A 20,097-nucleotide genomic window follows, 5' to 3' on the forward strand; every position below is an offset into this window, starting at 1 on the left:
CTCACCAGGCCTGACCAGCACCGGATGCCCAAATTCGAAACCACCCGCCATGTCGGCCACCCGCCGGACAAGATGTTCGCCCTGGTCGCCGACGTGGAGAAGTATCCCGAATTCCTGCCGCTTTGCGAAGGGCTCAACGTCCGGTCGCGGCGCGAGCGTGACGGGCGTGAGATTCTCGTGGCCGACATGACCGTCGGCTACAAGGCGTTCCGCGAGACTTTCACCACCCAGGTTCTGTTGACGCCCGAGGAGAACACAATCGACGTCAAGTATCTCGATGGCCCGTTCCGCTACCTCACCAACGAATGGAAATTCGTCGCGGCACCTGACGGCGGCTCCGGCGTCGAGTTCTTTATCGATTACGAGTTCAAGAGCCGCATCCTGGGCGCACTGATGGGCACGATGTTCGATCGCGCCTTCCGCATGTTCGCCGAAGCGTTCGAGAAGCGGGCGGATGCGATCTATGGGCCGGCGAAGACCGTCTGATCGACCGCGCGTAGCCCGAGACCCAACGCTGTCCGCACCGTCTCGCGGCGGATGAAGTCGCGGCCGTTGTCTTCGAAGATGCGAAACTCCGCCTCGGGTGGTGCGCCTTTCCTGGCGACGCCGAACCAGACCAGGCCGACTGGCTTTTCCGGCGAACCGCCGCCCGGCCCGGCGACGCCAGTGACAGCCAGTGCCAGGCTGGCGCGTGAGCGGGCAAGCGCGCCTGCCGCCATCTCGAGCGCCGTTTCGCGCGACACCGCGCCGTGCGCCTTGAGCGTCGCGTCAGAGACGCCCAGCATCTCCATTTTGGCTTCGTTGGAATAGGTGATGAAGCCGCGATCGACGACGGCCGACGAGCCGGCGATGTCGGTGAGCGCAGCGATGATCATGCCGCCGGTGCAGCTTTCGGCGGTGGCGACCATCATGCCCTGAGCAAGGCAGGCGTCGAGCAAGGCCGAGGTGAGGGCGGTGACGTCGCTCATTCCGGCAATTCTCCGGGATAGACGACGCTTGCGGTGGCGATTGCCGCGATGCCTTCCTCGCGGCCGATGAAACCGAGTTTTTCGTTGGTCGTTGCCTTGATCGAGATGCGGTCGGGCGAAATGTGCAGCATGTCTGAAAGTTCGGCGGTCATCGCCTCGCGATGCGGTCCGACTTTCGGCGCCTCGCAGATCAGCGTGATGTCGGCATTGGCGATGCGCCCGCCACGCCCACGAACGATCTTTGCCGCGTGCTCGACGAACTGGCGCGAGGCAGCGCCCTTCCACTGCGGGTCGGATGGCGGGAAATGCGTGCCGATGTCGCCGGCGCCGCAGGTCGCAAGCAGGGCGTCGGTCAGCGCGTGCAGCCCGACATCGGCATCGGAATGGCCGTTCAGCTTCTTCGAATGCGCAATCTTCACGCCGCACAGCCAGACGTGATCACCTGCCTCGAAGGAGTGCACGTCATAGCCGTTGCCGGTGCGGACGTCGGGAAAGCTGGTTGCTTGGCCGGAAAGGCGCTGGTCGGCCATGGCGATGTCCTTAGCCCAGGTGAGTTTGACGTTGTCAGGCGAGCCGAGGACCAGCCTGACAGGAATGCCCGCCCATTCGGCTATGGCGGAATCGTCGGTGAAGTCGCTGCGGCCAGCCTCGAAGGCGCGCTGGTGTGCGGCGAAAATCGGCCCGAATGGAAAGCCTTGCGGCGTTTGCGCCGAATGCAGGCCCGCGCGGGGCACAGTTTCCGCGACTGTGCGGTCAAAGGCTTCTTTCTTCAGCGTATCGGACACCGGCAGCGACGGCAGCGAGCCGTGGTTCGCGTCGATTCCTGATATGGCGCGGTCGATGACTTCGGGGCCGATGAACGGCCGGACGCCGTCATGGATCAGAACGGCATCGGGCTTGGCTTCCTGCAAGGCGATCAGTGCAAATCGCGTCGAATCCTGGCGCGTAGCGCCTCCAACCACAGTGGTGACGCACGGGGCCAGTTCGCCGGCGGCGGCCGCGAAAAGCTGGCCGTCATCGGCATGGATGGCGACCGCGATCGGACCTATTCGCGGGTGGTCGAGGAAAGCCTTCAGTGTATGCCAGATGACAGCCTTGCCGCCGATCTTGCGATATTGCTTCGGACCATCAGCCTGGCCGGCACGCTCGCCACGGCCAGCCGCCACGATGACGACGGCGACTTTCGAATTCTGATGCTTCGGCAACGGCTTCGGATTCATGAGCAGAGGCTTAGCCGCGAGGCCTGCGGAAGGCTAGAGGAATCCAGAAAGCGCCGCATTCGACTGTCATTTCGCAGTTGCACAATGAGCCAATCGTGGCTACTCATTGTGCAGGAGCGAATGGTGCTTTGTTTTTGTGCATGACTGATCTCGAAAAACTCGGTGAGCCGCTTTCGATCGGCGATGTGACGATCCGCAATCGGGTGTTCCTCGCGCCGATGTCGGGTGTCACCGACGAGGCCTTTCGCACGCGCGCTTACGCTCACGGCGCCGGTCTGGTCGTGTCGGAGATGGTTGCCAGCGGCGAACTTGCCAAGGGCCGCGGCTCCAGCGGCTTCCGCATCCGCCATTCCGGCCTGCCGGTGCATATGGTCCAGCTTGCCGGCCGCGAGGCTGCTCACATGGCCGAAGCTGCCCGGATCGCCGTTGGCGAAGGCGCCGATGTCATCGACATCAATATGGGCTGCCCGGCCAAGAAGGTCACCGGCGGCTATGCCGGTTCCGCTTTGATGCGCGACCTCGACTACGCATTGACGTTGATCGACGCGGTCGTCGGCGCCGTTAATGTGCCGGTGACGCTGAAGATGCGGCTCGGTTGGGACGACGCTGTTCTCAACGCGCCAGAACTTGCCAGTCGCGCCGAGCAGGCAGGCGTCAAGATGGTCACCGTGCATGGCCGCACGCGCTGCCAGTTCTATCAGGGCAAGGCCGACTGGCGTGCCATCGCCCATGTCAAGCAGGCGGTCCGCATTCCTGTCGTCGCCAATGGTGATGTCGCCACAGCTGAAGATGCAGCCGAAATTCTCGAACAATCCGGCGCTGACGCCGTGATGGCTGGTCGCTCGCATTATGGCGCGCCCTGGACCGCAGGCGTGATCGCCGCTGCCGCAGGCGGGGGGCACTGCGACCGGCGTACCCCAGGCATCGTCTGCCTTGGCTGACTATGTGATTGCCCATTACGAGGACATGCTGGTGCTCTATGGCATCGAGAGCGGCCTGCGCCAGGCACGCAAGCATCTCGGCTGGTATCTTGACCGCCACACCGCCGAACTTCCCGACGAACTCCGCCGCGGCGTGCTGACCTCGTTCGAGCCTCGGCAGGTGATTTCCTCGTTGCGCGAGGCACTTGCGGCCTTTGGCGAAGGTCTTCTCGAAAGGAATGCGGCATGAATTCTGTTCCGGCGACACCGGATCGCGCGAATGCCGCGGAGATTGTGCTCAACACCATCCGCCGCCCGGTGATCATGATCGGGGCTGACAATTTCATCAGCTTCGCCAACGCCGACGCCGAGGATTTCTTTCGCTCCAGCGCCACCATGCTGGCGCGCAGCCAACTGTCGCGTTTCGTGCCCTTCGGCAGCCCCATACTGACGCTGGTCGAGCAGGTGCGTGAGCGCAACACGCCAGTCAACGAGTACCGCGTCGACGTCTCGTCGCCGCGCCTCGGCATCGAAAAAATGGTCGATCTCTATGTCGCCCCCGTTTCGGAATTGCCTGGCTCGGTCGTGGTGATGTTCCAGGAACGTTCGATGGCCGACAAGATCGACCGCCAGATGACGCATCGTGGCGCGGCGCGCTCGGTCACCGGCCTTGCCGCTATGCTGGCGCATGAGATCAAGAACCCGCTGTCGGGCATCCGTGGCGCGGCCCAGTTGCTGGAGCTGAATGCCTCCGACGAGGATCGTTCGCTGACCCGGCTGATCATCGACGAGACCGACCGCATCGTTTCGCTTGTCGACCGCATGGAGGTGTTTTCGGACGAGCGGCCGATCGACCGCTATCCCGTTAACATCCACGTCGTCCTCGACCATGTCAAGGCGATTGCCAGGAACGGCTTTGCCAATGGAATCAAGATCCTGGAAGATTATGATCCATCACTGCCTCCGGTCTATGCCAACCGCGACCAGCTGGTGCAGATCTTCCTCAACCTGGTCAAGAACGCCGCCGAGGCCATCGGCCACGACCCGCATGGCGAGATCACGCTGTCGACCGCCTTCAAGCCCGGTATCCGCATGTCGATCCCGGGCACGCAGGATCGGGTATCGCTGCCGCTGGAATTCTGCGTCCACGACAATGGCTCGGGCGTGTCGGAAGACATCCTGCCGATCCTGTTCGACCCATTCATTACCACCAAGCCGAATGGCTCAGGCCTCGGCCTCGCGCTGGTCGCCAAGATCGTCGGCGACCATGGCGGGGTGATCGAGTGCGATTCGACGCCGCGTGGCACCACCTTCCGCATCCTCATGCCAGCCTGGAAGGAACTGCCCGTGCATCTCGACGACGACAGTGAAGGAGCCCATCGATGAGCGTGCGCGGAAACATCCTAGTCGCCGACGACGATGCGGCCATCCGCACGGTGCTCAACCAGGCGCTGTCGCGCATGGGCCACGACGTCCGCGTCACCTCCAACGCCGCGACGCTGTGGCGCTGGGTGGCCGCCGGCGAAGGCGATCTGGTCATCACCGACGTGGTGATGCCCGACGAGAACGCCTTCGACATGCTGCCGCGAATCAAGAAGGCGCGGCCTGAGCTGCCGGTCATCGTCATGAGCGCGCAGAATACCTTCATGACCGCCATCCGCGCGTCGGAGACCGGCGCCTACGAGTACCTGCCCAAGCCATTCGATCTCACCGAGCTGCTCAGTATCGTCAACCGCGCGCTTTCCGAGCCACGCCGACCGAACAGCGACCAGCGCCATGACGACCAGCCTGATGCCATGCCGCTGGTCGGGCGCTCGGCGGCGATGCAGGACATCTACCGCATGCTCGCCCGCATGATGCAGACGGATCTCACCGTCATGATTTCGGGCGAATCTGGCACCGGCAAGGAGCTGGTGGCGCGTGCGCTCCACGAATATGGCCGCCGCCGCAACGGCCCATTCGTCGCCATCAACATGGCCGCGATCCCGCGCGACCTAATCGAGTCCGAGCTGTTCGGCCATGAAAAGGGTGCCTTCACCGGCGCGCAGAATCGCTCGACCGGCCGCTTCGAACAGGCTGACGGTGGTACACTGTTCCTCGACGAAATCGGCGACATGCCGATGGAGGCGCAGACGCGACTGCTGCGTGTTCTGCAACAGGGCGAATACACGACAGTTGGCGGTCGCACGCCGATCAAGACCGACGTGCGCATCGTCGCTGCCACCAACAAGGACTTGCGCACGCTCATCAATCAGGGCCTTTTCCGCGAGGATTTATTCTATCGCCTCAATGTCGTACCACTTCGTCTTCCAGCGTTGCGCGAACGCTCGGAGGACGTTCCCGACCTCGTCCGCCATTTCTTCAAGCAAGGCGTGAATGAAGGCCTGCAGGCCAAGCGCATCTCGTCTGGCGGCGTCGAACTGATGAAGCGCTATCCATGGCCGGGCAATGTGCGCGAACTGGAAAACCTGGTGCGCCGGCTGGCGGCACTTTATCCGCAAGACGAGATTTCGGCCGAGATCATCGAGAACGAACTCAAGACAGGCGAGCAGCCTGTCGTGCCCGGCGGCAACTTGATCCCCGACGACCTGTCGGTCGGCCAGGCGGTCGAGCATTTTCTCCAGCGCTATTTTGCCATGTTCGCCGGCGATCTGCCGCCACCCGGGCTCTACCAGCGCATTTTGGCCGAGGTCGAATACCCGCTGGTGCTGGCCTCGATGACAGCGACGCGCGGCAACCAGATCAAGGCGGCCGAGCTTTTGGGGCTCAACCGCAACACGCTGCGCAAGAAGATCCGCGAGCTCGGCGTCAACGTCTACAAATCGTCCCGGCCCGTCTGACAGGGCGAAGCTTATCTGTCGAAAGCCTGTCGAAACATTTCCGCTTGCGGCGAAAATGTTGCATAATCGCCACAATGCGTTGCATAGATGCGCCGCAATCAATGTCTCTACACGGCAAGCATGGCGAGCCAGGCACAACTTCAGAACGAAAAGATCCCCGTACCGGGCCGGCAGGAAGGTCGTCGCCTTCTGGCGCTTCCGGGCGTGATGGCGATTGCCGCCGCGCTGGTGAGCGCTGCGGTGTCGTTCGCCATCCTGGTCGGCGTCACCCCTATCACTCCTGATTCGACGACGACGCTTGCACTGATCGGTATCAACGCGGTGTTCGTGCTGATCCTCGTCGGGCTGATCGCCATCGAGATCCAGCGCATTGCAATGGCCCGCAAGCGTGGCAAGGCGGCGTCGCGGCTGCATGTGCGCATCGTCACCATGTTTGCGCTGGTGGCCGCTCTGCCGGCACTGCTGGTGGCTATCGTCGCGTCGATCACGTTGGATATCGGGCTCGACCGCTGGTTCCAGATTCGGACCACGACGATCGTCAATTCGTCGCTGTCGATCGCCGAAGCCTATGTCCAGGAGAACGCGCGCAACCTGCAGAGCACGACATTGTCGATGGCCAACGACCTCGACAACAATCGTACGCTCTACGGTCTCGATCGCAGCGGCTTCCTCGATTTCATGGGCCGGCAGGCGCAGTTGCGCGCGCTTGCCCATGCCGCGCTGATCCGCGCGGACGGCTCCTTCGTCATGAGCGCCAAGACAGGTGCGGATTTCGCCATGCCCGAACCGCCAGCTGTCGCGGTTCAGACCGCAGCGGACGGCAAGCCGGTGCTGATCGAGCCGAAGACGCGCAACATCGTCGGCGCCATCATCAAGCTGCGCGAGATTGACGGGCTTTATCTATACACGATCCGGCTGGTCGATCCCGAGGTGATCAAGGCGCGCCAGATCGTTACCGCAAATACCGAGGAGTATCGCGATCTCGGTGCCAACCGGCGTACGACGCAGATCGCCTTTGCGCTGCTCTATCTCGGACTGACGCTGATTGTCGTCTTGTCGGCGATCTGGACCGGCATCGCCGTCGCGGACCGGATCGTTCGGCCGATCCGCCAGTTGATTGGCGCCGCCGACGAGGTGGCTACCGGCAATCTCGACGTCTCGGTGCCGGTGCGGCAATCCGATGGTGACGTCGGTGCGCTCAGCGACACGTTCAACAACATGCTGCTCGAGCTCAAGTCGCAGCGCAACGAGATCCTGGCCGCCAAGGACGTCATTGACGAGCGGCGACGTTTCTCCGAAGCCGTGCTTTCCGGCGTCACCGCAGGTGTCATCGGCGTCGATCCCTATGGCAGCATCACCATCGTCAACCCTTCGGCGGAGGAGATGCTGGCGATCTCGGCTGCATCTTCGCTCGGCCAGAACCTGTCGATCCTGTTGCCGCATGTCGGCCGTGTCTTCGAGATCGGCCGCAAGTCGGGCCGCGCTGTCTATCGCGAGCAGGTCACTTTCTACCGCGCCGGCGCGGAGCGTACCTTCAACGTCCAGGTGACGGTCGAAGAGGGCGAAAGCGACGTCGGCGACAAGTCTTATGTCGTCACCATCGACGACATCACCGACCTCGTCACGGCACAGCGCACCTCCGCCTGGGCTGACGTCGCGCGGCGCATCGCCCATGAGATCAAAAACCCGCTGACGCCGATCCAGCTGTCGGCCGAACGTATCCGCCGCCGCTACGGCAAGGTGATCACCGAGGATCGCGAGGTCTTCGACCAGTGTACCGAGACGATCATCCGCCAAGTTGGCGACATCGGCCGAATGGTCGATGAATTCTCGGCTTTCGCGCGTATGCCGAAGCCGGAGATGAAAGTGATCGACGTTCGCGAGCCGCTTCGCGAGGCATCGTTCCTGGTCGAGGTCAGCCGCGCCGATATTGCCTTCGAGCGCGACATCACGCCCGGCCCGCTCAAGGGAACCTTCGACAGCCGCCTGATGGCGCAGGCTTTCGGCAATGTCATCAAGAATGCCGCCGAGGCCATCGAGGCGGCGGAACGCCAGACCGGCGAGGCCGGGGTCATCAAGATCCGGGCGCGGCGGGATGGTAATTCGATCTGCATCGATGTGATCGACAATGGCAAGGGATTGCCGCGCGAAAATCGCCAGCGGCTCCTCGAGCCCTATATGACGACGCGCGAGAAAGGCACTGGCCTCGGCCTCGCTATCGTCAAGAAGATTGTCGAGGACCACGGCGGAAGATTGGAACTTCACGACGCACCAGCCGATTTCCACGACGGGCGCGGCGCGATGATCAGCATGATCCTGCCTGCGGCAGCCGAGGAGGCTGCGGCGGCACCCAAGGGTGCCGACGACGCAGTGCAGGGCAGAGAAACCGAAAAGGTCGGAAATGGCGTCTGATATTCTTATCGTTGACGACGAGGAAGACATCCGCGAACTGGTCGCGGGCATCCTGAGCGACGAAGGCCACGAAACCCGCACGGCGTTCGACGCCGACAGTGCGCTCGCCGCGATCGCGGACCGCGCGCCGCGCCTGGTTTTCCTCGACATCTGGCTGCAGGGGTCGCGGCTCGACGGGCTGGCTCTGCTCGACGAGATCAAGACGCTGCACCCGAACCTGCCTGTGGTGATGATTTCGGGCCACGGCAACATTGAAACCGCTGTTTCGGCGATCCGGCGCGGGGCCTACGACTTCATCGAAAAGCCGTTCAAGGCCGACCGGCTGATCCTGATTGCCGAACGTGCGCTCGAAACCTCGAAGCTCAGGCGCGAGGTCTCCGACCTCAAGATGCGCAGCGGCGAGACCCATGACCTGATCGGCATGTCGTCGGCGATGAGTCAGCTGCGTCAGACCATCGACCGCGTCGCACCGACCAACAGCCGTATCATGATCATCGGCCCGTCTGGCTCCGGCAAGGAGATGGCGGCGCGTGCCATCCACGCATTGTCGGCACGCAAGAGCGGCCCGTTCGTGGCGTTGAATGCGGCAACCATCACGCCCGAGCGCATGGAGATCGAGCTGTTCGGCACCGAATCGAATGGCGGCGAGCGCAAGGTGGGCGCGCTGGAAGAGGCGCATCAGGGCATTCTTTACCTCGACGAAATCGCCGACATGCCGCGCGAGACGCAAAACAAGATCCTGCGCGTGCTGGTCGAACAGCAGTTCGAGCGCGTCGGCGGCACCAAGCGGGTCAAGGTCGATGTCCGCATCATCTCGTCGACGGCGCAGAACCTCGAGGCGATGATCGCCGAGGGGCGATTCCGCGAGGATCTCTACCACCGTCTCGCCGTGGTGCCTGTCATGGTGCCCGGGCTCGCCGAGCGCCGCGAGGACATTCCTTACCTCGTCGACAATTTCATGAAGCAGATGGCCAAGCAGGCCGGTATCAAGCCGCGCCGCATCGGCGACGATGCGCTTGCGGTGCTTCAGGCCCATAACTGGCCGGGCAACGTTCGTCAGTTGCGCAACAATGTCGAGCGTCTGTTGATCCTCGCGCGCGGGGACAATCCCGAGCAGCCGATCACCGCCGACCTTTTGCCGTCCGAAATCGGCGACGTCATGCCGCGCGCGCCGAACCAATCGGACCAGCACATCATGGCGCTGCCGCTGCGCGAGGCGCGCGAGATGTTCGAGAAGGAATATCTCATCGCCCAGATCAACCGCTTCGGCGGCAATATCTCCAAGACCGCCGAGTTCATCGGCATGGAGCGGTCAGCGCTTCACCGCAAGCTCAAGTCGTTGGGCGTGTGAGTACAGTGCTGACCAGCCAGGATAGACCTATCACATGCGTGTAATCATCTGCGGCGCGGGACAGGTCGGTTACGGCATCGCGGAGCGACTGGCAGCGGAAAAGAACGACGTCTCGATCATCGACACGGCACCCGAGCTGATCCATTCGGTGCGCGACCAGCTCGACGTGCGCGGCTTTGTCGGCCATGGTTCGCATCCGGAGGTGCTTGAGGCGGCCGGTGCGCAGAACGCCGACATGATTATCGCGGTGACGCTGTTCGACGAGGTCAACATCGTTGCCTGCGAGGTGGCGCACGCGCTGTTCAACGTGCCGATGAAGGTCGCGCGCATTCGCTCGCAGTCCTACCTTCAGCCGCACTACCAGGACCTGTTTTCGCGCGAACACCTGCCCATCGACGTGATCATTTCGCCCGAGCTGGAAGTCGGCGAGATGGTGCTTCGGCGCATCACGCTGCCGGGTGCAGTCGATGTGGTCCGCTTCGCCGAAAACCACATCATCATGGTGGCGATCGAGTGCCTAGATGATTGCCCCGTCATCAACACGCCGCTGGCCCAGCTCAGCGAGCTTTTCCCCGATCTGCCCTCGACGGTGGTGGGGGTGACGCGCAACGACCGCCTGTTCATACCGCATTCGGCCGACCAGTTGGTGGCGGGCGACCTTGCCTATGTCGTGACGACCAAGGACCAGGTCCGGCGTACGCTTGGCCTGTTCGGCCATGACGAGCAGGAAGCCACACGCATCGTCATCGCCGGCGGTGGCAACATCGGCCTTTTTGTCGCCCGTACGCTCGAGCAGCGCCAGAGCCGCACCAAGATTAAGATCATCGAGGCCAACCGGGAGAGGGCGGTCAAGGTCGCCGACGAGCTGCGCCGGACAGTGGTGCTCAACGGCAGCGCACTCGACCAGAAGCTGTTGATGGAGGCCGACATCCAGGACGCCGACCTGATGGTCGCGCTGACCAACAACGATCAGGTCAACATCCTGTCCTCTGTCATGGCCAAGCGATTGGGCTGCAAGGGCAACCTCGCGCTGATCAACAACCCGGCCTATCACGACCTGACCAAGCCGCTTGGCATCGACGCGCATGTCAATCCCAGCGCGGTGACGATTTCGCGCGTGCTCCAGCATGTCCGGCGTGGACGCATCCGGCAGGTGCACTCGATCCAGCGTGGTGCTGCGGAAATCATCGAGGCCGAGGCGCTGGAAACCTCGCCGCTGGTCGGCACATTGCTGCGCGATCTCGACCTGCCGGATGGCATGCGCATTGGCGCCATCTATCGCGACGGCCATGTGGTCAAGCCGAGCGGTTCGGTGAAGATCAAGCCCAAGGATCGCGTCGTCATTTTCGCACTCGACAAGGCGGTCAAGCAGGTCGAGCAGATGTTCAGGGTCAGTCTCGAATTCTTCTGATCTGGACCAGCCTTTTGAACGTTGCCGCGCGGCGCAAATCGACTAGAACTCCCATGAAAATTTCGGGGACACGAAAACCATGCCGCGCATAGCCTACGTCAATGGCCGCTATCTCATGCATTCCCATGCAGGCGTGCATATCGAGGACCGCGGTTATCAGTTCGCCGATGGCGTCTACGAGGTCTGCGAGGTGGCGCGTGGCTTCATCGTCGACAGCGTCGGGCATCTCAACCGGCTCGACCGTTCCTTGTCGGAACTCAGGATCGCCTGGCCGGTCAAGCGTGCTGTGCTGGTCCACATCATGCGCGAGGTCATTGCCCGCAACCGCGTCCGCAATGGCATGGTCTATCTCCAAGTGACGCGTGGTGTGGCGCCACGCGACCACGTGTTCCCGGCAGAGACCACGCCGTCTGCGCTGGTGGTGACGGCCAAGCGCACCGATCCGGCCGCGAGCGCGAAAAGGGCAAGTGCTGGGATCAAGGTGATCACCGTGCCGGAAAACCGCTGGGAGCGCGTCGACATCAAGTCTGTCGGTCTGCTGCCCAACGTGCTGGCGCGTCAGCAGGCCAAGGAGGCCGGCGCCCAGGAAGCATGGTTCGTCGATGCCGATGGCAAGGTCACCGAAGGGGCCGCCACCAACGCCTGGATTGTCTCCAAGGACGGCGAACTTATCACCCGTCCGGCCGATACAGGTATCTTGCGCGGCATCACCCGCACGACGCTGATGGACGTCGCCAAAAAGCTCGGGCTGAAGGTCGTGGAACGTGGGTTCACCGTCGAGGAGGCCAAGTCGGCGCGCGAAGCGTTCATGACCGCTGCAACCACAGTGATCATGCCAATCGTTGCCATTGACGGCCAACCGGTGGCCAATGGGCACCCCGGATCGGTCGCGCTTTCCCTGCGGGAAGCCTTTTTTGACGTTGCGGAAAAAATCCAAGCCTGATAACCGCTTGGGCGTAAATGGTTAAATTCATCTCGTTCAGCTTGCCGCGCGTTGTGGCAAGGGGGTGTTTGCTGGCTTGACATGGGCCCGGTAATTTGGCGCATTGGCAGCAGACAGGGATCGGCGAAAGAAAAAAACAATGGCGGAACGATCGCAGAATCTTCAGGATCTTTTCCTGAATTCAGTTCGCAAGAGCAAAAACCCACTCACCATTTTCCTTATTAACGGCGTGAAATTGACCGGAGTAGTAACTTCCTTCGACAATTTCTGTGTTTTGTTGCGCCGTGACGGGCACTCGCAGCTCGTCTACAAGCATGCCATCTCCACGATCATGCCGAGCCAGCCGGTTCAGATGTTCGATGGCGAGGAAAGCCAGGGCGGCTGATTGGCACGCGAAAGGAACGCCGGCGCCAAGGCCGGTGAAAGCAATGGACCCGAATCGGTAGGGGGCGACAAGGCCCCCACGCGCGCGGTCGTCATCGTGCCGGTGCTGACGCGCCAGCCCAAGGGTGACGACGACAGCGCGCGTCCGCGGCTGCAGCGTTCGGCCGAGGCTCGCCGTGATGAAGCCGTCGGTTTGACCCGGGCCATCGATCTCGACCCCATTCATACCGCAATCGTCACACTCAACGACCCGCGCCCGGCGACATTGCTGGGCAGCGGCAAGGTCGAGGAGTTTGCAACGATCGTCAAAGAACACGGCGCGGAGCTGGTCATCGTCGACCATCCGCTGACGCCAGTGCAGCAGCGCAACCTCGAAAAAGAGATGAATGCCAAGGTGCTCGACCGCACCGGGCTGATCCTCGAGATCTTTGGCCGGCGCGCCCGCACCAAGGAAGGCACGCTGCAGGTCGAGCTTGCCCATCTCAATTACCAGAAGGGCCGACTGGTCCGCAGCTGGACCCACCTTGAACGCCAGCGCGGTGGCGCAGGCTTTCTCGGCGGTCCCGGCGAAACGCAGATCGAATCCGACAGGCGCGCCCTTCAGGAAAAGATCATCAAGCTCAAGCGCGAGCTGGAAACAGTGGTTCGCACACGCGACCTGCACCGCTCCAAGCGCCGCAAGGTGCCGTTCCCGGTCGTTGCCATCGTCGGCTACACCAATGCCGGCAAGTCGACGCTGTTCAACCGCCTGACCGGCGCCAGCGTGCTGGCCGAGAACATGTTGTTTGCGACGCTTGATCCGACCTTGCGCCGGGTGCGGCTGCCGCATGGCACGCCGATCATCCTGTCCGACACGGTCGGCTTCATCTCCGACCTGCCGACGCACCTGATCGCCGCCTTCCGGGCGACGCTGGAGGAGGTCGTCGAGGCGGATCTGGTGATCCATCTCAGGGACATTTCCGACCCCGACACTGCCGCTCAGGCCGACGATGTCGAACGCATTCTTGCCGATCTCGGCGTCGATGCGGCCGATACTGATCGCGTCGTCGAAGTCTGGAACAAGATCGACCAGCTCGATGAAGGCAACCGCGAGCGCCTGCTTTCCGACAGCACCGATGGCCGCAAGACGCCGCCAATCGCCATTTCGGCGATTACGGGCGAGGGCATTCCGACGTTGGCCGCGCTGATCGAGCAGCGTGTGTCGGGCGAGCTCGAATCCATCGACGTTACGTTGGAGCCGAGCCAGCTTGGCCAGATCGACTGGCTCTATCGCAATGGCGATGTCGTTTCGCGCACTGACAATGACGATGGCAGCGTGTCGATGACGCTCAAGGCGACAGCCTCGGCGCGCGACGAGATCGCGGCGAAAATTCAACGTAAAAACAAGGGCTAACGCGAGTTATTTCGCGCCCTTTGCCTGCTGCCAGAGCGCTTCCATCTCGTCCAGCGTAGCTGCCTCGAGGCTGCTATCGGCATCACCAAGTGCCTGCTCGATGTAATGGAAGCGCTTGCGGAACTTGTCGTTGGTTCCTGAAAGCGCTGCCTCGGAGTCGAGCTCCAGATGCCGGCCGAGATTGACGAGTGCAAACAGCATGTCGCCGAATTCGTCCTTGACCGCGGCCCAGTCGCCCTTGGCCATCGCCTCGCGCAATTCGCCGATCTCTTCTTCGATCTTGTCGAGGATCGGCGCTGCCTTGCCCCAGTCGAAGCCGACGCGGGCGGCCTTTTCCTGCAGTTTCAGCGCCCGCGTCAGCGCCGGCAGCGCTACCGGCACGCTGTCCAAAAATCCCTTGCCGTGATCTTCGGGATCGAGCCCGCGAGCGATGCGAGCGGCGCGCTTCTCTGCCTTCTCCTCCGCCTTGATCTTTTCCCACATGCCCTTGGCCGAGCGCGCCTCGCGCGCCTTGGCGTCGCCGAATACATGCGGATGGCGGCGGATCATCTTGGTGGTGATACCCTGAACCACGTCGCCGAAGGCGAATTCGCCAGCCTCCTGCGCCATCTGGGCGTGATAGACCACCTGCAGCAGCAGGTCGCCGAGCTCCTCGCGCAGATGGTCGATGTCGTTGCGCGCAATCGCGTCGGCGACCTCGTAGGCCTCTTCGATCGTGTAGGGCGCGATCGTCGCGAAATTCTGTTCGATGTCCCAGGGACAGCCGGTTTCCGGCTCACGCAGGGCGGCCATGATCTCGATCAGGCGGGAAATGTCTTTGGAAGGTTGCATGATCGCGATGCTATAGCCCGGCAAGCTCCGGCCCAACAGTGCCTTCCCGAGCCTGGGCCTTGTCCACATGTTGTTTGTCGCGAAAGCGAGCCGTTCTGGCTGCATGAGATTGCAACGGCTGCGCTTTGGCTATTGACCGGCTTTTCGCGCGCAGGCAGGAAATCCCGATGCTGCATCTATCTCTCGTTGCACTCGGCGGTGCCATTGGGGCTGCGCTTCGACATCTCGCCAATCTGCTGGCATTGCGTCTTGTCGGCCCCAATTTTCCCTGGGGTACGCTGGCGATCAATGTTGTCGGCTCCTTTGCGATGGGCCTGTTTATCGGCTGGCTTGCTCGCCGCAGCGGTACATCGAACGAACTCCGGCTGTTCGTGGCCACCGGCATCCTTGGCGGCTTCACCACGTTTTCAGCATTTTCGCTCGATTTTGCTACCTTGTGGGAGCGCGGATGGACACTTCCTGCCTTCGGATACGCCTTTGCCAGCGTCATATCAGCCATTCTGGCACTGTTCCTGGGAATGTGGCTCGCAAGAAGCATCGGCTGATGCTATTGGGCCGCTTCGAAAAGGACGATTGAAAAATGGCTGGCGTTGAACAGATCACGGTGGAAGCCGGCGAAACGGGCATGAGGCTCGACCGCTGGTTCAAGTCCCATTTTCCGGGGCTCGGCTTCGGTCACCTGCAAAAACTGCTGCGCTCGGGCCAGATCCGGGTCGATGGCGGCCGCGTCAAGGCCGACACACGTGTCGAGCCCGGCCAGGTCATCCGCATCCCGCCGCTGGAAGTCGACAAGAAGAATGATGGCCCGCTGACGGCCCGCACCATGCGCGATCAGGACGATGGCGACGTGCTGGCCAAGATGCTGATCTATGAAGACTCCAAGGTCTTTGTCTTCAACAAGCCGGCCGGCCTTGCCGTCCAGGGCGGCTCGGGCATCGTGCGCCATCTCGACGACATGCTCGAAGCCTGGCGCAGCAAGAAGGGCGAAAAGCCGCGCCTGGTGCACCGGCTCGACCGCGACACCTCGGGCGTGCTGGTTGTGGCGCGTACGCGTCTCGCCGCGATGAAGCTCGCCGAGGCCTTCCGCGCCCGCGAAACCAAGAAAACCTATTGGGCTCTGGTCAAGGGCGCGCCACCCAAGCGCGAAGACAAGATCTCGACCTGGCTGATCAAGGAACAGACGCCCGACGGCGACCGCATGCGTGTCGCCAAGCATGGTGAAAAGGGTGCCGACCACGCTGTTTCCTATTACCGCGTGCTGGAGCAGGCGGCCCAGACCATGACCTGGCTGGAGATGGAGCCCTATACCGGCCGTACCCACCAGCTGCGCGTGCATGCCGCCTATATCGGCTGCCCGATCATCGGTGATCCGAAATATTTCGAACACGACACCAACTGGGAATTCCCCGGCGGCCTGCAGAACAAGCTGCATCTTCATGCCCGCCGCATCGTCATTCCGCATCCCGATCATGGCGTGATCGATGTCACCGCACCAATGCCGCCGCATATGCGCCAGAGCTGGAACCTGATCGGCTTCGACGATGAAAGCGGGGAGCCGGCGTGACGGCTGCCGCGTCGCGTGACAACGCATCCGCATCGCTGAAGCTTGTGCTGTTCGATTGCGACGGCACGCTGGTCGACAGCGCCGACATCATCCATGGCTCGATGGTGGCAACGTTCCGCGAAGCCGGCTTGCAGGAGCCGACGCTGGAGGCAACCAAGAGCATCATCGGACTGACGCTCGATCTCGCCATCGCGACCTTGCTTGGGCGCCCGCTCGATGCCGAGTGCGGCCGCCTGGCCGAGCGCTACAAGGAGCATTTCATTGCATCGCGCCAGCTGCCGACCTTCCGCGAGCCCCTCTACGAGGGCATTGCCGAACTGATTGAAACGCTGGCCAAGCGCGACGACGTGCTGATCGGCATGGTCACCGGAAAGTCGCGTCGGGGCGTTCAAAGGGTTCTGGAAACCTACGGTTTCGAGCGCCATTTCGTGACCATTCGCACCGCAGATGATTGTCCGTCGAAGCCGCACCCGGCCATGGTTCTGGAATGCTGTGCTGAAACCGGGATCGATCCGGCGTCGACCTATGTCGTCGGCGACGCCGTCTATGACATGCAGATGGCCAGAAGTGCAGGCGCCCGTGCCATCGGCGTGTCCTGGGGCTACCACAGCCGCGACGGCCTGCTCGCCACTGGCGCACATGCCGTGCTTACCACGCCTAGCGAATTGCTACCTCTTATCGATTAGCTGGACCAAGTGGTGTCAGGCATCTTGTTTTATGTTGCGACCCGCGTCGCGCCGGGTTCCGATCCGCTGCCGATGGCCGGCGAGGCTCAAGGCAGGACCACGACGGCGTATCTGGATCGCGCCCGGCGGGCGTGGAGGGTTTGATGACAGCCACAGCGCAGCCGTTGGATCGTCGCGACAGCATCGATGCTGCCGCCGTCGTGTTCATGCTCTTGCTGACGATGTCGTGGGGCATGAACGGCGTCGCGGCCAAGCTTGCCACCTCGGGTTACAATCCGATCTTCCTCAACGTGGCGCGCTCGGGCATCGGCTGTAGCTTGGTCTTCCTGTGGTGCCTCTATCGCCGTGTTCCGCTGTGGACCAGGGACGGTACGCTGTGGGCGGGCATCGCTGCCGGGCTTTTGTTCGGTGCTGAATTCATCCTTGTTTTCGTCAGCCTTGAATACACGACGGTGGCGCGAAACTCGCTTTTGGTCAACACGATGCCGTTTTGGGTTCTGCTCGGGGCGCATTTCTGGCTTGGCGAGCGAATGACGCTGCAGAAGCTCCTCGGCCTGCTCCTGGCATTCGGCGGCGTGGTGGTGGTCTTTGCCGACAAGCTTGGCGTTACCGGATCGTCGACCCTTGTCGGCGATCTTCTCGCCCTCGTTGCCGGGCTGCTTTGGGCGTTGACCACGCTGGTGATCAAGGGCACCAGGCTGTCGAATGCCGGCGCCGAGAAGGTGCTGCTTTATCAGTTGGTCGTGTCGGCGCTGATGGCGATTCCGCTGGTGTCGCTCGCCGGTCCGGCGATCCGCGATGTGTCGACCGTTGCCACCAGTGCACTGTTGTTCCAAGCTGTTTATGTCGTTGCGTTCACCTATATTCTCTGGTTCTGGCTGATGCGGCGCTATCCCGCGGCAGGGCTTTCCAGCTTTGCCTTCCTGTCGCCGGCATTCAGCGTGATATGCGGCTGGCTGGTGCTCGGCGAGCCGCTGACCTGGAACATTTTTCTGGCGCTCGGCCTCATCGCGGCCGGGCTGATCATTGTAAATCGGCCGTCGCGGAAAACCGCGCCGGCAGCGGAGTAAAGATGCGAGACATTCTGAGCGACCTCGAAACCAGCGACGGCCTGTCCGACCCCGATCCGATCCGCCGTGCGCAAAGCACGTTGCGCAAGCAACTGCCCAAGCGGTTCTACAAAACAGCTTCGGTTGCCGCCGTCGACAATGGTCATGCAGTGCAACTCGACGGCAAGCCGGTGCGCACGCCGGGCAGGGCGCTTCTTGCCCTGCCGACCACGGCGGCTGCCCAACTGATTGCCGACGAGTTCGCGGCCCAGGTCGAAAACATCGACCCTTTCACCATGCCTGTACTGCGCCTGGTCAACACCGCGATCGACGGTGTCGCCACCGACCCGCAGGCGGTGCTTGAAGACATCCTGCGCTTTTCGTCGTCCGACCTGCTTTGCTACCGCGCCGACCAGCCCGAGCGGCTTGTCGAGCGGCAGGCCGAGGCATGGGACCCGGTCATCGACTGGGCTCGGGCGTCGCTTGGCGCGCATTTCGTGCTGGCCGAAGGCGTCATGCATGTCGAGCAGCCGCGTGCGGCAATTGCCGCGCTTGGCGTGCACCTGTCGCAGCGCGCCGAGCCGATGCGGCTGGCTGCGCTCCACCTGATGACCACGCTGACCGGCTCGGCACTTCTGGCGCTGGCGGTCGAGATGGGCGAACTCGGCGTCGACGAGGCCTGGGCCGCAGCCCATGTCGACGAGGACTGGCAGAGCGAGCATTGGGGCCAGGATTCCGAGGCCGTGGCCCGTCGCGCCAACCGCAAGCGCGACATGCTCTCGGCGGTGGCGCTGCTCGAAGCGCTGCAGGCTGGCTGACATCCGTTTGCCGGCCGGCAAGGCGTCGCCTGACGCTAGAGCCGTCCGACACTTGGGGAGCCGGACTTCTTGGGCAGCCCGACTCTTGGGCAGAATGTCAGCCATGCTGCCGTAGTTTGCCTGTTTTTTGAGCACTACGTTTTTCCTGGCCGTCGAACATCGTGCGAATGCTGCATTTTCAAATTGGCACGAGGCTTGCTTCTTCTTATGTGACGCGCCGGCCGCCAATGGCCGGCAGCACGACACTGAGAGGACAGCATGACGAAGTACAAGCTCGAGTATATTTGGCTGGACGGGTATTCTCCTGCGGCCAACCTTCGCGGCAAGACGCAGGTCAAGGAATATGCCGAATTCCCCAAGCTGGAGCAGCTGCCCTATCGGGGTTTTGACGGCAGCTCGACGATGCAGGCCGAAGGCAAGAGCTCGGACTGCGTCCTGAAGCCGGTTGCCATTTATCCCGATCCCGCACGCAAGAACGGCGCGCTCGTCATGTGCGAAGTGATGATGCCGGATGGCGTCACCCCGCATCCGTCGAACACCCGCGCCACGGTCCTTGACGATGAAGGCGCATGGTTCGGCTTCGAACAGGAGTATTTCTTCTACAAGGACGGCCGTCCGCTCGGCTTCCCCGAAACCGGTTTCCCGGCGCCGCAGGGTGAGTACTACACCGGTGTCGGCTACAAGAACGTCGGCAACATCGCCCGCCAGATCGTCGAGGAGCATCTCGACCTCTGCCTCGAGGCGGGGATCAACCACGAAGGCATCAATGCCGAAGTGGCCAAGGGCCAGTGGGAATTCCAGATTTTCGGCAAGGGCTCGAAAAAGGCCGCCGACGAGATGTGGCTGGCGCGCTACCTGCTGCAGCGCCTGACCGAGAAGTACGAGATCGACATCGAATACCACTGCAAGCCGCTCGGCGACACCGACTGGAACGGTTCGGGCATGCACGCCAATTTCTCGACCACCTATTTGCGCGAGAAGGGCGGCAAGGCCTATTTCGAAGCGCTGATGGCTGCTTTCAGCGAAGCTCGCGCGGAACACATCGCGGTCTACGGTCCCGACAACCACCTGCGCCTGACCGGCAAGCACGAGACGGCTTCGATCGACGTGTTCACCTGGGGCGTCGCCGATCGTGGCGCGTCGGTGCGCGTGCCGCACAGCTTTGTCCGTGACGACTATCGTGGCTATCTTGAGGACCGCCGTCCGAACTCGCAGGGCGACCCCTACCAGATCGCCTCGCAGATCCTGAAGACCATCAGCGTGGTTCCGACCGACGTCGAGACCAGGGCTGCTGCCTAACAATCAGG

The 20,097-nt window shown here is 62.6% G+C and carries 18 protein-coding genes and 1 pseudogene; 16 read left to right on the plus strand and 3 right to left on the minus strand.

Annotation, left to right across the window (positions count from 1 at the left end; genetic code table 11):
• Positions 1-24: 24 nt before the first annotated feature.
• Positions 25-486, plus strand: a complete 462-nt coding sequence (locus tag ACHMW7_RS16990) for a type II toxin-antitoxin system RatA family toxin (protein ID WP_395446786.1) — start codon at positions 25-27, stop codon at positions 484-486.
• Here the strand turns inward: ACHMW7_RS16990 and ACHMW7_RS16995 are convergent.
• On the minus strand, positions 462-968 hold the full coding sequence (locus ACHMW7_RS16995) for a CinA family protein (RefSeq protein ID WP_395446787.1): 507 nt from the start codon (positions 966-968) through the stop codon (positions 462-464). The two genes, ACHMW7_RS16990 and ACHMW7_RS16995, sit on opposite strands and share 25 nt — an antisense overlap.
• On the minus strand, positions 965-2,188 hold the full coding sequence (locus tag ACHMW7_RS17000) for a bifunctional 2-C-methyl-D-erythritol 4-phosphate cytidylyltransferase/2-C-methyl-D-erythritol 2,4-cyclodiphosphate synthase (protein WP_395446788.1): 1,224 nt from the start codon (positions 2,186-2,188) through the stop codon (positions 965-967). Before ACHMW7_RS17000 ends, ACHMW7_RS16995 begins: the two co-directional genes overlap by 4 nt.
• Positions 2,189-2,328: 140 nt before the next feature.
• Between ACHMW7_RS17000 and dusB the strand changes: the two are divergent.
• The 9 genes and pseudogenes from dusB to hflX all read left to right on the plus strand — a co-directional run bounded on the left by dusB (position 2,329) and on the right by hflX (position 13,842).
• Positions 2,329-3,358 (plus strand): annotated as a pseudogene (gene dusB, locus ACHMW7_RS17005) (tRNA dihydrouridine synthase DusB).
• The gene (locus tag ACHMW7_RS17010) at positions 3,355-4,494 is read left to right on the plus strand and encodes a nitrogen regulation protein NR(II) (RefSeq protein ID WP_395446789.1); all 1,140 of its coding nucleotides are present in this window, start codon (positions 3,355-3,357) and stop codon (positions 4,492-4,494) included. Before dusB ends, ACHMW7_RS17010 begins: the two are co-directional and overlap by 4 nt.
• Complete coding sequence (gene ntrC, locus ACHMW7_RS17015) at positions 4,491-5,948, plus strand: nitrogen regulation protein NR(I) (protein WP_395446790.1); 1,458 nt, start codon at positions 4,491-4,493, stop codon at positions 5,946-5,948. The genes ACHMW7_RS17010 and ntrC overlap by 4 nt, the downstream gene beginning before the upstream one ends.
• A gap of 120 nt (positions 5,949-6,068) precedes the next feature.
• Complete coding sequence (locus ACHMW7_RS17020; protein ID WP_395451346.1) at positions 6,069-8,360, plus strand: ATP-binding protein; 2,292 nt, start codon at positions 6,069-6,071, stop codon at positions 8,358-8,360.
• Positions 8,350-9,711 (plus strand): sigma-54-dependent transcriptional regulator, encoded by a 1,362-nt coding sequence (locus ACHMW7_RS17025; RefSeq protein WP_395446791.1) that lies wholly within the window; start codon positions 8,350-8,352, stop codon positions 9,709-9,711. Before ACHMW7_RS17020 ends, ACHMW7_RS17025 begins: the two co-directional genes overlap by 11 nt.
• A 34-nt stretch (positions 9,712-9,745) precedes the next feature.
• Positions 9,746-11,122: a Trk system potassium transporter TrkA gene (trkA, locus tag ACHMW7_RS17030; RefSeq protein ID WP_395446792.1), complete on the plus strand. Its 1,377-nt coding sequence runs from the start codon at positions 9,746-9,748 to the stop codon at positions 11,120-11,122.
• A gap of 79 nt (positions 11,123-11,201) precedes the next feature.
• Positions 11,202-12,065, plus strand: coding sequence for a D-amino-acid transaminase (locus ACHMW7_RS17035; protein WP_395446793.1), 864 nt, complete (start codon positions 11,202-11,204; stop codon positions 12,063-12,065).
• Positions 12,066-12,204: 139 nt separating this feature from the next.
• On the plus strand, positions 12,205-12,450 hold the full coding sequence (gene hfq / locus ACHMW7_RS17040; protein ID WP_018428055.1) for an RNA chaperone Hfq: 246 nt from the start codon (positions 12,205-12,207) through the stop codon (positions 12,448-12,450).
• Positions 12,451-13,842 (plus strand): GTPase HflX, encoded by a 1,392-nt coding sequence (gene hflX / locus ACHMW7_RS17045; protein WP_395446794.1) that lies wholly within the window; start codon positions 12,451-12,453, stop codon positions 13,840-13,842.
• A gap of 6 nt (positions 13,843-13,848) precedes the next feature.
• Here hflX and mazG read toward each other — a convergent pair whose 3' ends face one another.
• A complete protein-coding gene (gene mazG, locus ACHMW7_RS17050) occupies positions 13,849-14,673 on the minus strand; it encodes a nucleoside triphosphate pyrophosphohydrolase (protein ID WP_395446795.1) in 825 nt (274 codons plus the stop codon).
• Between the two features lie 167 nt (positions 14,674-14,840).
• Between mazG and crcB the strand changes: the two genes are divergently transcribed.
• The 6 genes from crcB to ACHMW7_RS17080 all read left to right on the plus strand — a co-directional run bounded on the left by crcB (position 14,841) and on the right by ACHMW7_RS17080 (position 20,089).
• On the plus strand, positions 14,841-15,218 hold the full coding sequence (crcB, locus tag ACHMW7_RS17055) for a fluoride efflux transporter CrcB (protein WP_395446796.1): 378 nt from the start codon (positions 14,841-14,843) through the stop codon (positions 15,216-15,218).
• A 35-nt stretch (positions 15,219-15,253) separates the two neighbouring features.
• The gene (locus tag ACHMW7_RS17060) at positions 15,254-16,237 is read left to right on the plus strand and encodes an RluA family pseudouridine synthase (protein ID WP_395446797.1); all 984 of its coding nucleotides are present in this window, start codon (positions 15,254-15,256) and stop codon (positions 16,235-16,237) included.
• 35 nt (positions 16,238-16,272) lie between these two features.
• The gene (locus tag ACHMW7_RS17065; protein WP_395451347.1) at positions 16,273-16,923 is read left to right on the plus strand and encodes an HAD-IA family hydrolase; all 651 of its coding nucleotides are present in this window, start codon (positions 16,273-16,275) and stop codon (positions 16,921-16,923) included.
• A 143-nt stretch (positions 16,924-17,066) separates the two neighbouring features.
• A complete protein-coding gene (locus tag ACHMW7_RS17070) occupies positions 17,067-17,993 on the plus strand; it encodes a DMT family transporter (RefSeq protein ID WP_395446798.1) in 927 nt (308 codons plus the stop codon).
• A 2-nt stretch (positions 17,994-17,995) separates the two neighbouring features.
• On the plus strand, positions 17,996-18,790 hold the full coding sequence (locus ACHMW7_RS17075; RefSeq protein ID WP_395446799.1) for an ATP12 family chaperone protein: 795 nt from the start codon (positions 17,996-17,998) through the stop codon (positions 18,788-18,790).
• A 258-nt stretch (positions 18,791-19,048) separates the two neighbouring features.
• The gene (locus tag ACHMW7_RS17080) at positions 19,049-20,089 is read left to right on the plus strand and encodes a glutamine synthetase beta-grasp domain-containing protein (protein WP_395446800.1); all 1,041 of its coding nucleotides are present in this window, start codon (positions 19,049-19,051) and stop codon (positions 20,087-20,089) included.
• Positions 20,090-20,097 lie beyond the last annotated feature (8 nt).

The organism is Aminobacter sp. UC22_36 (genome assembly GCF_044056035.1).
Taxonomy (GTDB): Bacteria; Pseudomonadota; Alphaproteobacteria; order Rhizobiales; family Rhizobiaceae; genus Aminobacter.

Bases quoted from the DNA above. Each gene is read 5' to 3' on its own strand.
- ACHMW7_RS17010 (WP_395446789.1), top strand. From the start codon at position 3,355: ATGAATTCTGTTCCGGCGACACCGGATCGCGCGAATGCCGCGGAGATT.
- ACHMW7_RS17060 (WP_395446797.1), top strand. From the start codon at position 15,254: ATGGCTGGCGTTGAACAGATCACGGTGGAAGCCGGCGAAACGGGCATG.
- mazG (WP_395446795.1), bottom strand. From the start codon at position 14,673: ATGCAACCTTCCAAAGACATTTCCCGCCTGATCGAGATCATGGCCGCC.
- ACHMW7_RS17035 (WP_395446793.1), top strand. From the start codon at position 11,202: ATGCCGCGCATAGCCTACGTCAATGGCCGCTATCTCATGCATTCCCAT.
- trkA (WP_395446792.1), top strand. From the start codon at position 9,746: ATGCGTGTAATCATCTGCGGCGCGGGACAGGTCGGTTACGGCATCGCG.
- crcB (WP_395446796.1), top strand. From the start codon at position 14,841: ATGCTGCATCTATCTCTCGTTGCACTCGGCGGTGCCATTGGGGCTGCG.
- ACHMW7_RS16995 (WP_395446787.1), bottom strand. From the start codon at position 968: ATGAGCGACGTCACCGCCCTCACCTCGGCCTTGCTCGACGCCTGCCTT.
- ACHMW7_RS17000 (WP_395446788.1), bottom strand. From the start codon at position 2,188: ATGAATCCGAAGCCGTTGCCGAAGCATCAGAATTCGAAAGTCGCCGTC.
- ntrC (WP_395446790.1), top strand. From the start codon at position 4,491: ATGAGCGTGCGCGGAAACATCCTAGTCGCCGACGACGATGCGGCCATC.
- ACHMW7_RS16990 (WP_395446786.1), top strand. From the start codon at position 25: ATGCCCAAATTCGAAACCACCCGCCATGTCGGCCACCCGCCGGACAAG.
- ACHMW7_RS17075 (WP_395446799.1), top strand. From the start codon at position 17,996: ATGCGAGACATTCTGAGCGACCTCGAAACCAGCGACGGCCTGTCCGAC.
- ACHMW7_RS17025 (WP_395446791.1), top strand. From the start codon at position 8,350: ATGGCGTCTGATATTCTTATCGTTGACGACGAGGAAGACATCCGCGAA.
- ACHMW7_RS17080 (WP_395446800.1), top strand. From the start codon at position 19,049: ATGACGAAGTACAAGCTCGAGTATATTTGGCTGGACGGGTATTCTCCT.
- ACHMW7_RS17070 (WP_395446798.1), top strand. From the start codon at position 17,067: ATGACAGCCACAGCGCAGCCGTTGGATCGTCGCGACAGCATCGATGCT.
- hfq (WP_018428055.1), top strand. From the start codon at position 12,205: ATGGCGGAACGATCGCAGAATCTTCAGGATCTTTTCCTGAATTCAGTT.
- ACHMW7_RS17020 (WP_395451346.1), top strand. From the start codon at position 6,069: ATGGCGAGCCAGGCACAACTTCAGAACGAAAAGATCCCCGTACCGGGC.